Source organism: Candidatus Merdisoma sp. HCP28S3_D10 (assembly GCF_052065835.1).
Lineage (GTDB): Bacteria > Bacillota > Clostridia > Lachnospirales > Lachnospiraceae > Laedolimicola.
Window position 1 is genome coordinate 375,589 of sequence record NZ_JBQHTG010000003.1, and the last position, 13,298, is coordinate 388,886.

The 13,298-nt window shown below is 51.6% G+C and carries 6 protein-coding genes; 5 read left to right on the top strand and 1 reads right to left on the bottom strand.

Annotation, left to right across the window (positions count from 1 at the left end):
- Positions 1-65: 65 nt before the first annotated feature.
- From ACTNCH_RS10080 to ACTNCH_RS10100, 5 genes are all read left to right on the top strand, one after another.
- Positions 66-1,796, top strand: a complete 1,731-nt coding sequence (locus ACTNCH_RS10080) for a S8 family peptidase (RefSeq protein WP_441019340.1) — start codon at positions 66-68, stop codon at positions 1,794-1,796.
- A gap of 219 nt (positions 1,797-2,015) precedes the next feature.
- Complete coding sequence (locus ACTNCH_RS10085) at positions 2,016-9,410, top strand: SpaA isopeptide-forming pilin-related protein (protein WP_441019341.1); 7,395 nt, start codon at positions 2,016-2,018, stop codon at positions 9,408-9,410.
- A gap of 104 nt (positions 9,411-9,514) precedes the next feature.
- A complete protein-coding gene (locus tag ACTNCH_RS10090; protein WP_441019342.1) occupies positions 9,515-10,456 on the top strand; it encodes a carbohydrate kinase family protein in 942 nt (313 codons plus the stop codon).
- Between the two features lie 35 nt (positions 10,457-10,491).
- Positions 10,492-10,917, top strand: a complete 426-nt coding sequence (locus ACTNCH_RS10095; RefSeq protein WP_441019343.1) for a VOC family protein — start codon at positions 10,492-10,494, stop codon at positions 10,915-10,917.
- Between the two features lie 278 nt (positions 10,918-11,195).
- Positions 11,196-12,089, top strand: coding sequence for a ribokinase (locus ACTNCH_RS10100; RefSeq protein ID WP_441019344.1), 894 nt, complete (start codon positions 11,196-11,198; stop codon positions 12,087-12,089).
- 91 nt (positions 12,090-12,180) lie between these two features.
- On the opposite strand, the gene asnA is transcribed toward ACTNCH_RS10100, so the two are convergent.
- A complete protein-coding gene (gene asnA / locus ACTNCH_RS10105; protein ID WP_441019345.1) occupies positions 12,181-13,191 on the bottom strand; it encodes an aspartate--ammonia ligase in 1,011 nt (336 codons plus the stop codon).
- Between the last annotated feature and the right edge of the window lie 107 nt (positions 13,192-13,298).

Here is a 13,298-nt window from a genome sequence, read left to right on the forward strand (position 1 = left end):
AAACGGAACCATTTCCGGCAGAAAACGCATACTGTATCAGTGAGAAGAACAGAGAGGGTATGCGAATGAATAATCCGGTTATGGAAAATCTTCTGAACCTGGCGCTTCTGGCCACCCCGGAGGAGCGGGCGCGTTCCGGCAACCTGGAGGTGGGCTATGACAGGCAGGAAAAAATCTGGGAAGTGATCGTGAAGTATTCCGGCTCGCTTGCTTTTCTGGAGCAGGAAGGCATACAGACAACCGAGCTTCTGAATGGATATGCAATCATACAGATACCGGAATCCGGGCTTGGACGCCTGGCCCAGGCACCGGAAATCGAATATATCGAAAAACCAAAGAGGCTGTTTTTCTCTGTGAATCAGGGAAAGACAGCCTCCTGTATTCCTGCGGTCCAGAATGCCCGGTATGATTTGTATGGGGATGGGGTACTGGTGGCGCTGTTGGATTCCGGGGTGGATTACGCCCACCCGGATTTTCGCATGGAGGACGGAAGCACCCGGATTCTGGCTCTGTGGGATCAGACCATTCCCGGCAGGCCTCCGGAGGGCTACCGCATTGGAACGGAATATACGCAGCAGGAGATCAACGAGGCATTGAAGGCGGGGACGCCGGAAGAGCGGTATGGTAGGGTGCCAAGCCGCGATGTCAGCGGACATGGAACCCGTGTTTTGGGAATCGCGGCGGGAAATGGCCGGGCCAGCGGTGGAGAATATCGGGGAATTGCCGGTCGAAGTCCGATTCTGGCGGTAAAGCTGGGGACGCCCCGGGAAAACTCCTTTCCCCGGACTACAGAGCTGATGCAGGGGCTGGATTACTGTATCCGGAAGGCCTTGGAACTTCGTCTGCCCGTGGCCGTCAACATCAGTCTTGGGAACAGCTATGGAGATCACGCCGGTTCGTCGCTTCTGGAGACTTATATTGCGGACGCGGCCCGGGTCTGGAAATCGGTTATCTGTATCGGTACGGGAAATGAAGGCTACGCCTCCGGTCATGCGGCAGGGACGCTGCGGGCTTTTGTGACTGAGAGCATCGAATTGGCTGTAGGAGAGTATGAAACGGCTTTCAGCATTCAAATCTGGAAATCCTACCTGGATGAAGTTGGCATAACATTGATAAGTCCGGGTGGGAGACGGGCGGGGCCGATACAGCAGCTTCTGGGGGCGCAGCGCTTTGTATTGGAAGAAACGGAGCTTCTCTTATATTACGGGGAGCCTTCGCCTTACAGTCAGTCGCAGGAGCTTTATCTGGAGCTGTTGCCCCGTGAAACCTATGTAGATAGCGGAATCTGGACAGTGGAGCTGACAGCAGGTGAAGTCCGGGACGGCCGCTACAACTTATGGCTTCCCGGCACTTCCGTCCTGAACGGAGCGACCCGGTTTCTGCGTCCGTCTTCGGATACGACGCTTACGATTCCCTCCACAGCAGAGCATATCCTTTCAGTAGGCGCCTACGACAGCAGAACCCTGACCTATGCGGATTTTTCCGGCAGAGGAGATACCCGCGACGGGCGGAGAAAGCCGGATCTGACAGCTCCGGGCGTCCGTATCATGACGACGGATCCCGGAGGCGGTTATACGGAGGCTACGGGAACCTCCTTTGCCACTCCCTTTGCCACAGGAGCCGCCGCTCTTTTATTGCAGTGGGGGATCACCGACGGCAACGATCCCTATCTCTATGGAGAAAAGGCGATCGCCTATCTGAAAAAGGGAACCCGTCCGCTTCCGGCGTATGCAGAGTATCCGAATCCGGAGGTGGGGTGGGGAAGTCTCTGCCTTCGTGACAGCCTTCCCCTTTAAATTCTTCACTTGACTTATTTTCCAAAATCTGGTATTCTGCGTATATCAGAGATTCTTACTGATTCAGAGAGGAACATCTCCTCATAATTCCACGAAGAAGAAAACATGCAGACGAAAAGGCAGGAAGGGCAGGTAGTCCGATGTAGATCAGAGGATTGTTGGATAGTGGCTTTTTACAAAGGAGGATGATACGAAACAGAAAGAAAGGATAGATTTTGAATGAAAAGGAGAGAGTGGTCCGGAAAGAGACTGCTGACTTTGATTCTGGCATTGGCGCTTGCAATGTCTTCTTTTAATGTTCCGGTCAGAGCTTCCGAAGCACAGACAGAAACGGTATGGGAAGAGAAAAAGGAAGAGCAGACGGAACCCGTGGAGCAGGAAGAACCGGAAAAAGAAGAACCGGAAAAAGAAGAGCCGACAGAACCTGCGAATCCGGAAGAACCGGAAAAGGAACTTCGAAAGCTTACGATTCACTGTGAGGATCCGGAGGGTCAGCCCTCCCAGACCTTATCTGCATCAGCGGATCCGGAAGAAGTGTATGAGGGGACTGAGGTAAAAATTACGGTAAGAAACAGCGGTTCCAATATCTGGGCAGCAGAGGTTACTGCGGAAGGGCGGGAGTTGGAAGTACGGGAAGGGGAAGATAGTCTGGTTTTTGAAATGCCGGCTGTGGATGTGGACGTCCGGATTTATGAGCTGAAAAGTCAGAATCGGGAGGAACTTTCCGGAGAGGACAGCAGCATTCCGGGAGATTTCCAGGGAAATCAGGCGCTGACAAAGAAAGAAAATGAGCCGGATATGGAGCTGGAAAAATCTGTCAGATGGACCGATATTGAGGACGGTTATGCAGAGCTTACCATTACGGAAAAAGATACCTCGGATTATTCTAATCTTCCCGCCGATTATATCATTATTCTGGATCGGACGCGGACCATGTCCCTCAGCGATATCGATCATGAGGATAGCGCGGGAAGCCATAATTATATGGGGTATCATTCGCCCTGTATCAATCCGGCACATGATTATTATAAAGGTGGAATCTACCTTCATATGCTGGACTACGATACCGGATTTGACTACAGGCATGATGTGTGGATCGATGATTTGAGAAATATGGAGTTCTGGAACCGTCATTATGATCAGAATGGGGCAAAAATTATGCCGACGGCAGAAAATGGCTGTTATGATCGTCTCTCTATGGCGAAACAGGGAATCCGGGAGCTGGTCGATATGATTGAAGCGCAAAATGCGCAGGTATCCGGCGGCGCGCTGCGATCCCGCGTGGCTTTCTGGAGCTTTGCAGATGAATACCGGAGAATCACCGGAGATAAGCGGGATCAGGGATTGTATAATTATACGCCACTGACTGAAAATTATGATCAGGTCAGGCAGGCGGTCAATGCGGTTAAAACCTATTCGGGGACCTATTACCTGGCTTCTTTGAAGGAAGCCTATGATATCATTACTACCCGGAACGCCACAGACAGCCGGAGAAAAAATGTGTATACCAAAGTGATTTTTATCTCCGATGGAGAGTGTGAGACCGATCTGGCCAAAGTGAAAGCCACCGCGGCCCAGATCCGGAGCCTGCCCAACACGGAGTTGTTTACTTTGGCTATCGGCATGACAGCAGAGTCCGGCGGGGCAAGGCTGTTGAGGGAAATTGCGGGAAGCGCGGATCATACGGCCAATTTCTGGCAGACCCTTTCCTTTGACGGGGGAAACGGATCTGCTTTTGCGAAAACACTTTTGAATATTGAGAAGAAGGCTTCGGAGGTAAAAGCGGTACAGAAGACATTGACGGATCAGATTGAGACAAAATACTGGGAGCCGGTGGAAGTGCTGAGCGCAGACGGCGGACAGGCCACTTTGGATAAAAACAGCGGGAAGCTGATCTGGAACGTGCCGGAGGGAGCCGGAAAAACCTATCGCTGTACGGTAAAACTGCGGCTTAAGGACGCCTATCGTTATGCGCTGTCCGAAGCGCTTTATCCGACGAACCGGGATCAGAGCCGTACCGATCCGGATAAAGCGGGAGCGATTCTGGATTACAGCATTGACGGTGGTATGTATCATCAGCAGACGCGGAAGACAGGCGTTCTGACGCCGACACTGAAATACGGAACGGTACATTTCAAAGGGCAGAAATACTGGACGGTAACAGGCTCCCAGGCGGCAAGCCTGAATGTACGCTTAATGCGGACGCTTCCGGGACAGACGACAGCCATTCAGGTCAATCATGTGCTGACCAATGGAAGCCGGGGCTGGCGTTACAGCTTTACCAGGAGGGCAATGCCGGACGGAAGTGAAAAGCCGCTGATTCGATATGACGAAAGAGGAAGAAAGATTACCTATCAGGTAACGGAGCGGACGCCGGATTATTTCACGCAGCTTCCTTCGGTGGAAACGGAAGGCGCGGAGGTGGAAACCCGGCTGTACAATGAACCCTTTAAGATCAAGGCGCAGTTAAAAAAGGTGGATCGGGAAACGGGAAATCCCTTAAGCGGTGCGGAATTTTCTGTTTACTGTTGGAGCCGGAAAGCCGGGTCCTACCAGCCTTATCAGGGAACCACCGATGGAACCGGTCAACCCTATGAGACGGGAAGCATGCACGACAGTCCGGCAATGATGAAACTAAAGGAGACGGAACCGGGCGTATACCAGACGCCCTCCTGGCTCTATTACGCCCCGGATAATCAGGGAAAATTCCGGATTGTGGAGACGCAGGCGCCGAAGGGATATTACGGTGATTGGAAGACAGAGACGGAAAAACAGAGCTACGATGTCGTGATTTCCGCAAACCATGAAGACAATAAAAAAACGGTGCAGATAACAAATAATCAGTCTGGAACCTTTGAAAATCAGAGGGTTCTGGGGCGGGTTTTATTCTGTAAGAATGACGCGGAAGGAAAGAGCGCCATTTCCCAGGGAGACGCGTCCTTAAGCGGAGCTACCTACAAGCTTTGCGCCGGGGAGGAGCTGCGCCATGGGGACGGAACCACCGGCGTACTGTATCGGAAGGACGAAGAGATTCCGCTGCGCCTGATAGGAAGCAGGGATGGCGTCCGGCAGTATCGGCAGGATCCGTCCGGGACGGACACTCTTATCATAGGGACAGGATGTCAGGTCAGCATTGAGAATCTGGAGCTGGGAAGCTATTATCTCCGGGAACAGACGGCGGGAGAAGGATATCTGGTGAACCCGGAGCCCTGTCCCTTTACCCTGGAATGGCAGGGGGAAGCGGTGCAGACGGTAGAAATCCGGGATATCCGATCGGACGAACCAGTGAAGAAGCAGAAGCTGACCTTTTATAAGGTGGCGGGTACCGACAGGACGGATCGGCTGGATCCGCTGGAGGGAGCAGGTTTTTCGGTTTATCTGTTGTCGGAATTTGCGGGCGGCAGATATAAGGAACTATCGGATGCAGATGTGGTACAGGCAGTGATAGACGATTTCAGGGACGGACAGGCTCTGGATTACCGGGCGGTCCGGGCTTTCTGTCCGGCCAGGGTGTTCGCGGAGGCGGAAAGTGCGGAAGTAAAAGCTGGAAAACTGGTAAAACAGGCAGATTACGGGGCGGGCTGTCATTATGAGACAGAACATGACCGGGAATATCTGGTGGGCGAGCTGTTCAGCGACAGCCGGGGACAGGTAACGACTCCGGGGCTGCCCTACGGCCGGTATCTGGTAGTTGAAACGACTGTTCCGAAGAACCGGATTGCCACCAGGCCCTTTGTCATACAGGTGACCGGAGATGACGAGGACGGAGTAAGCGCAGGGGACGGCCTGGGAAAGAAGCTGGAGGATCTGGTGATTCTGCAGGATCGTCCGGTCAGTGCGTTGGTGCGTGTGGAAAAAGTCGATGCATGGAGCGGCAGAACCATACAGAAGGAAGGGGCGGCTTATGTGATCCATGATACGGAAGGAGCATGGTTTTCTTATTATACGGCAGAATGGAGTACCGCGCGGAAGAAGGATTATAAGAAGAAATACGGGGATCTGGTGGTGCAGTATAGTCAGGGAAACCAGCTGGGAACCGAAGCAAATCCCTTTGTTACGAGAAAAAGAGGGACGCCAGACGGAACAGAAAGTTTCTGGGTGGATACGCCGTCGCCGCTCCCGGCCGGAGTCTACGAGCTACAGGAGGTGTCCGCTCCGGACGGATATATTTTACAGGGACATGAGGGCGTGATTGCCAAAAAGGAAACAGGGACTACCGGAAATCATACCTTTTACGAAACGGAGAAAACAGGAACATGGAAGCCGGTTCCGGAGGGCAGGGTGAAATTCCTGATTTCCTCGGGAGAAGCTGTGTACGACGCTGAAGCGGGAGCTTTTGTGGTAAAGGTGCGGCAGAAAAATACGCCTGCCATCGGAAAAATCGCAGTGTACGCAGAAGGCGAACAGCTTGTATCGGCAAAATCCGGCCGGGAGGGCTGGAGCTTTGTCTATGGGAAAAAGCCTGTCAGCGGGGCGGTATTTGAAATCCGGGCGGCAGAAGCTATTTATTCCCAGGAAGGAGCGGCGGGAGAATTACTTTATCCGGCAGGGGAACGGGTCGTTACGTTGACCACAGATGAAAACGGGCAGACCTGGACCGGACAGGAGGACTGGGCCGGGACAGAGATCGCCAGGGGACTTCCGTTGGGCGTGTATACAGTAACCCAGGTGAAAGCGGGAGAGGGTTTTGCCCTGAGTCCGGAAAACGCAAAGCCGCGGAGAATCGAAATTGCCTACGCAGGACAGGAGGTGCCGGTCATTTACCGGGATACCGTCTATGAGAATCCCCGTCAGAGAGTACGGCTGACGATCGAAAAGCAGGATACAGAGAATGGAAAGCAGGTGGTGGGGGCCGTATTTGGCCTGTATGCGGCGAAGGATATCCTGGATTACCGGGGACGGCTGCTGGTAAAAAAGGATACACTTCTTGGACAGGCGCAGACGGCGCAAAATTCAGAAGGTAAGATAGAGCAGGCAGTCTTTTCCCAGGATCTTCCTCTGGGCAGCTATTATGTGAAGGAGGTTCAGGCTCCGGACGGGTATGCAGGCAGCGCCATAAGAGTCAACGCAGATGCTTCCTATCGGGAGGATCAGAGAGAAGAGATTCACTTAAAGGGTGTGGTGAAAAATACGCCCATCCGGGTGCAGATTAACCTGATGGACTGGTTTACGGAGGCAGAATTATCCGGATCTACCCTGCAGGTAACCGATGAAGCGGGGCGCGTTGTAGAGACATTTGTGACAAGGGCGGATCAGAATCCGGTTATCCGGAGACTGGAGATTGGGAAAAAATACCTGGTCAAAGAGTTAGTAAAGCCGGCCGGTTACGGAGAGGGACTCCTGCTGAAAGCAGCTTATGAGACAGAGAAAGAGGATAGTGTAGAACTGGACAAAAGGTATCCTGCCGGAAAGGAAGAGCGGGAAATCAGGTTTACAGTCCGGGATGAGACGAAGCTTCAGGTGGTAAGTATTTTTGCAAAGCCGGGTATGGGTACACTGGAGATTACCAAGGAAGGACCGGTACCGGTGCGGACAGAAGGCAGTGTGGACGCGGCGGGCAATCGGCTTGAGACGCCGGTTTATGAGGTTCAGGGTCTCCCGGGGGCAGAGTATGTCCTGCAGGCGCAAAAAGAGATTCCGTATCCGGACGGCAGGGGTGAAATCCTTTTTGCCAAACAGGATTTGGTTCTGGAGTGTTACGAGGCACAGAAGGAAACCGGCTCCATGCAGTATTTTACGATAGAGGTGACGGAAGGAAAAATGGTACAGGCGGAACGGACCCTGCCGGACGGCGCAAAAGCGCAATGGGTGCTGCGGACCGGGGAGAACGGAAAGGCAGAGGTGACAGGCCTGCCGGACGGAAGCTACCGGGTGGTGGAGGTAAAAGCTCCCACAGGATATTACCGGGATCCGGCTAACTGTACGCAGATGGCGGATGTCCGGGGAGCGACAGCGCTTCGTTTTGAAAACCCGAAGCAGGAGATTGAAAAGCCGGGAATTGTTCCGGATCCGAATCCGGAAGCGCCCCGTCACATCGGAATGCTGGTGCAGAAATACGGCGTAGAGGACGAGAAACAGATGGGAGTGTCCGGCGCAGCCTTTACCCTTTATGCGGCAGAGGATATCCAAAATATCTTCGGACAGGTGATTTATCCGGAGGGAACGGAGATAGAGACAGCCTTTTCCGGAACGGACGGTCTTACCCGTTTCGTGACAGACGTGCCGATTGGCCTGTACCGGATCCGGGAGACAAAAGCCCCGGAGGGGTATTACAGCAGTACGAAGGAGATTTGGTATGATGTGGCAAAGGATAAGGAGAATGATTCCGTTCATTATCTGAACTTCTGGGACTTTGTGGAAAATACGCCGGTCATCGTGAATGTCCGGCTGGAGGACGATTTGACTCATAAGGAGCTGGCAGGCGCGGCTCTGGAAATTACAGATGAAGCAGGACAAAGTGTGGATGCATGGATTACCAGAGTGGATAATGGTTATACCATTCGGGGGTTATCGGTGGATAAGTCTTACACAATCACCGAACATATGCCCCGGGACGGCTATCTGATGAAGTTTACCGGAGCAAGACTGGAGTCTGCGAACGCGGAATTGTCTAAGCCGGAGGGAGCGCAGGTAACCTTCCGGATACAGGATGTGCCGGGAGAGACGATGGCAGACGGAAAGATTGACAGGGAGGCAGTACCCGAACCGACGCGGATCATTCTGGAAAGCCCCTTCGTGACAGGCCGGATCCGGCTGAATAAGGAAGGTGAAATTCTGGATGGACTGACTATGACGGAGCGAATTGGCAATCTGCTTGCCGGAGTCTTCCATTATCGGAGAACGGGATTGGAGGGCGTAAGCTTTGCCGTTTACGCTGCAGAGGATATCGAGCATCCGGACGGGGTAACAGGAATCTGTTTCCGGAAGGGGGAACAGGTGATGACCGGCGTCCGTTCAGAGTTAAAGGAGGCAGCCGGAAAAACAGACAGCCTTGGTCAGCTGAGCTTCGAAGAACTCTATCTGGGGCAGTATGAGATCCGGGAGCAGGAAACAGTGGAGGGCTATGTGCGAGAGGAAAATCCGCTGTTCCTTACGCTGGCTTACCGGGACGGCTTTACCAGTCCGGTGGAGCCGCAGCAGGGGCTGCTTTCCTGGCTGAATCCCAGGCAGAAGGCAGAGGTGACTGTGAATAAACGGGATAAAGATACAGGAGAAGCATTGGAAGGCGCGGAGATAAGCCTTTATCTGAAGGAAACGGACACCCTTCTGGAAACAGTACGGACGAGCGCGGACGGCAGGGCGATCTTTATAGCGGATCTTCCCTTTGGCAGCTATTATATAAAAGAGACGAAGGCGCCGGAGGGCTATCAGCTCTCGGAGGACAAACAGGAATTTACGTTTGCTTACGCAGGAGAGGACAGAAAGCTGGTTCAGGTGGAAAAAACACTTTTGAATGAGAAAAAGCCGGAGCAGAGAGCCAGTCATGGAAAATCGCGGCAGGTGGCTGCGGCGCCCATGGGAGACAGGGCACAGATGGAAGCCTGGGGAATGCTTTTGGTTTTGGCGGCGGGGCTTTTACTGCTTATTACTGTGAGAAGGAGAAATCGGAACTGATAAAACAGGGATTGACTTTTCTGCGTTTATTGTTATGATTTTAGTATCAGATGATTGAAGTGGAGTACACTTTAAAATACAAGAGTGATGAGACAGGAGGGTATATGGAGTTTATTACAATTGGCGAAATGGTGATTGATTTCCTTCCGGGACAGGAGAATGCAAGCTACGTCAGAAACGCGGGAGGGGCACCGGCAAACGTGGCCATCAGCGCAGCGAGAAACGGTCTGAAGGCAGGCATGTACTGCAAGGTGGGAAATGATGATTTTGGAAAGTTTCTGCTGGAAACCCTGAGAGAGAACCAGGTGGAACCGCTGGCGCCGGAGATGACAGACGAGGCGACCACAACCATGGCGTTCGTATCTCTGAATGAGCACAATGACAGAAGCTTTACCTTCGCGAGAAAGCCCGGCGCGGATATGCTGCTGGACAAGAGCGAGATCCGGGACGAGGATCTGAAGGACTGCCGTATCGTACAGGCGGGTTCCTGCAGTCTCTCTGCCGGACCGGCGGTGGAAGCGACAGAGTATGCCATGGCCAGGGCAAAGGAGCTGGGCAGGCTGGTAGGCTTTGATATCAATTACCGCGACGTGATGTGGAAAAATGACAAGAAGGCCTGCACGGAGAAGGTGCTGTCCATTCTGAAATATGTGGATTTCCTGAAGCTCTCTGACGAGGAGATTGATATGGTAGGAGGACATGACAACCTTTTGAACGTCATGAAGGAATATGATATTGCTGCGGCAGTTCTGACGCTGGGCGGCGATGGCGCTGAGCTCTTCTACGATGGAAAATCCTATGTGGTTCCGGGCTTTCCGGTATCCCACGTGGCAGACACCACCGGAGCCGGGGACGCATTCTGGGGCGGTTTCCTTTCCTGCGTGCTGAATCACGGTGTATCTTCCGTGGAGCAGCTGAATGCGGAGCTTCTTAAGGAAGCGGTAAAATATGGAAATGTGAGCGGTTCTCTTTCTGTACAGGAGAAGGGCGCAATTTCGTCTCTGCCGACCAGAGAAAAGGTTGAGCAGTTTCTTGCGGAGAATTGAAAAAATACCTGGGTGATGAAGGAAAGGAGATTATTATGCTTACAAATTATGTAGAGGGTTATCAGCACATTGGAATTCCTACAGACGATATCAAAAAGACAGAGGAATTCTATCTGGGTCTTGGTTTTAAGCTGAAATGGGAGACCACCTATGGCGGGCAGCCGGTGAAGTTCTTTGAGCATGGCAGCATTATCATCGAGACCTATGAGAAGGACGGAGGCGCAACGAATGTCACCGGCGCTATCGATCATGTGGCTCTGAACTGTACGGATATCGTAGCCTGTGTAAAGGAAGTCAGGGAAGCAGGTTATCATATCAATGAGGGTCCGGCATTTTTGCCGTATTGGGAACATGGCGTGGAGTACGTAACAATTCTCGGACCAAATCATGAGGTGATAGAATTTATCCAGAAATTTGCCTCCGAAGAGGAAAAGGAAAAGGCAGTGAAGGCCCTTGGCTGAGATTTTAACAGAAAGATGAGAAAAGCTTTCGGTTCTTTTTGTTAAAGCCAAAGAAACAGGTGTTCTTGCCGCATCGCGGGCAATTACAGGAAATGACGAATTGAAGTGGAGCGTCTGGGCGATTACCCGTTGGAGCTTATGGACAATCCGAACGTATAGGCGGTATAGGAAACCAAGATAGAGAAGCCGATCCATTTATGAATATGGAGCGGCTTCTCTGTGTAAAAGAAAAAGAGGCAGCAATGGTCAAATAAGTGAGAAGAGAGGTAATGTGGGAGATGGAAAAGGTATTATGCTTTGGTTCGCTGAATATTGATTATACTTATAAAGTGGATCATTTTGTGCAGAAGGGAGAAACGATTTCTTCTCAGGGACTTCAGGTATTTAGCGGTGGAAAAGGGCTAAATCAATCTACAGCATTAGCTAAGGCAGGCGTAGAAATCTATCATGCCGGAGCTGTTGGAAGAGATGGCGAATTTTTGTTGGAACAGTTGAGAGATGTGGGGGTTCACACAGAGAATGTGGCAATTTTAACAGAGGTTCGTTCTGGAAATGCTATTATTCAGAATGATGCAGAGGGTGACAATTGTATTATTTTGTATGGAGGCGCAAATCAGGCTGTTACCAGAGAACAGGCGGATGCTGTGATTGGGAAATTTTCGGCAGGAGATTACATTATTTTACAGAATGAGATTAGCGAACTAGCTTATATCATGAAAACAGCGCATAAAAAAGGAATGAGGATAGTATTAAATCCTTCTCCAATGAATGATAAGATTTTGGCATTACCTTTGGAAAAAGTAGATTTGCTTATATTGAACGAAGTAGAAGCGGGACAGATTTTAGATACAGATGAGATGGATGGGGATGTACTGATGGAAAAGCTCTTGAAACGCTTTCCGGAAATGAAGTTTGTTTTGACACTGGGAAGTCAGGGCTCCATATATGGAGATAAGAGGCAGAAAATTAAGCAGTCAGCATATCGGGTAAAAGCGGTGGATACAACGGCGGCAGGAGATACCTTTACTGGATTTTTTATTGGGAGTCTGGTGAGAGGATTATCTGTAGAGCAGGCTATGGATATAGCGTCCAGGGCATCAGCAATTGCAGTAACCAGGTCCGGTGCGGCTCCGTCAATTCCTACCTGGGATGAAGTGGAAGCAAAAAAATAAGCGAGACAAAATGTTAAAATCTGGGAATGACTATAACAAAAAAGAGACCGGTTCACCCGCCGGTCTCTTTTTAAAACTTCAAGTACCTTATTTACAGAAGATTAATGCCATATCTTGCGCATTTTTCCCGAATCTCATCGGGCCAGATGGATACCTGAACCTCTCCGATATGGGCCTTACGGAGATAAAACATACAGATACGGGACTGGCCGATTCCGCCGCCGACGGTATAGGGCAGCTTCTTTTCCAGAATTGCCTTCTGGAAGGGGAGCTTAGCCCGCTCCTGGCAGCCGGAGAGCTCAAGCTGACGGGCCAGGGAATCCTCGTCCACACGGATACCCATGGAGGACAGCTCCAGAGCGTGACCCAGAACCGGATACCATACAAGAATGTCGCCGTTCAGATGCCAGTCATCGTAGTCCGGGGCGCGGCCGTCGTGGGGCTCGCCATTGGCCAGCTTGTCGCCGATTTCCATGAGGAAGACAGCGCCCTTTTCCTGGGTAATGAGATCCTCCCGCTCCTTGGGAGTCTTATCCGGATACCGATCCGCCAGCTCCTGTGTGGTGATAAAAAAGATATCCTTGGGAAGAAGCTCTTCGATGTAGTCATAACGGATGGTCATATAGGTTTCCGTTTTTTTCAGGGCCTTATAAACCTTGCGGACCGTTTCCTTCAGATAGTCGACATTGCGATCTTCCTTGAGAATAATTTTTTCCCAGTCCCACTGATCCACGTAAATGGAGTGAATGTTGTCGGTGTCCTCGTCCCGGCGGATAGCGCTCATGTCGGTGTAGAGGCCCTCTCCGATGTGAAAGCCGTATTGCTTCAGGGCGTTGCGCTTCCATTTGGCCAGAGAGTGGACAATTTCGGCCGGGCGCTCGTTCTGTTCCCGGATGCCGAAGGTAACGGGGCGCTCCACACCGTTCAGGTTGTCGTTGAGACCGGATTCCGGAGTGACGAACAGCGGAGCAGATACGCGCAGCAGATAGAGCTGCTCTGCCAGAGACTGCTGGAAGAAGTCCTTGACTGTTTTGATAGCGACCTGGGTGTCGTAGAGTCCCAGCGCAGGGCTATAATCGGGTGGGATATACAGATGTTCCATAATGTGTTACTCCTCCAATAGACAGAATGTAAAATAGCTGCCGCGAAAAATATTTTGCCAGAACAAAAGGCTGACACAAAAATTTACAAAAATCAGAAATGTCAGAA

What these genes read in the sequence shown, in the direction of transcription:
- ACTNCH_RS10080 (WP_441019340.1), top strand. Translation starts at nt 66, where the DNA reads ATGAATAATCCGGTTATGGAAAATCTTCTGAACCTGGCGCTTCTGGCC.
- ACTNCH_RS10085 (WP_441019341.1), top strand. Translation starts at nt 2,016, where the DNA reads ATGAAAAGGAGAGAGTGGTCCGGAAAGAGACTGCTGACTTTGATTCTG.
- ACTNCH_RS10090 (WP_441019342.1), top strand. Translation starts at nt 9,515, where the DNA reads ATGGAGTTTATTACAATTGGCGAAATGGTGATTGATTTCCTTCCGGGA.
- ACTNCH_RS10095 (WP_441019343.1), top strand. Translation starts at nt 10,492, where the DNA reads ATGCTTACAAATTATGTAGAGGGTTATCAGCACATTGGAATTCCTACA.
- ACTNCH_RS10100 (WP_441019344.1), top strand. Translation starts at nt 11,196, where the DNA reads ATGGAAAAGGTATTATGCTTTGGTTCGCTGAATATTGATTATACTTAT.
- asnA (WP_441019345.1), bottom strand. Translation starts at nt 13,191, where the DNA reads ATGGAACATCTGTATATCCCACCCGATTATAGCCCTGCGCTGGGACTC.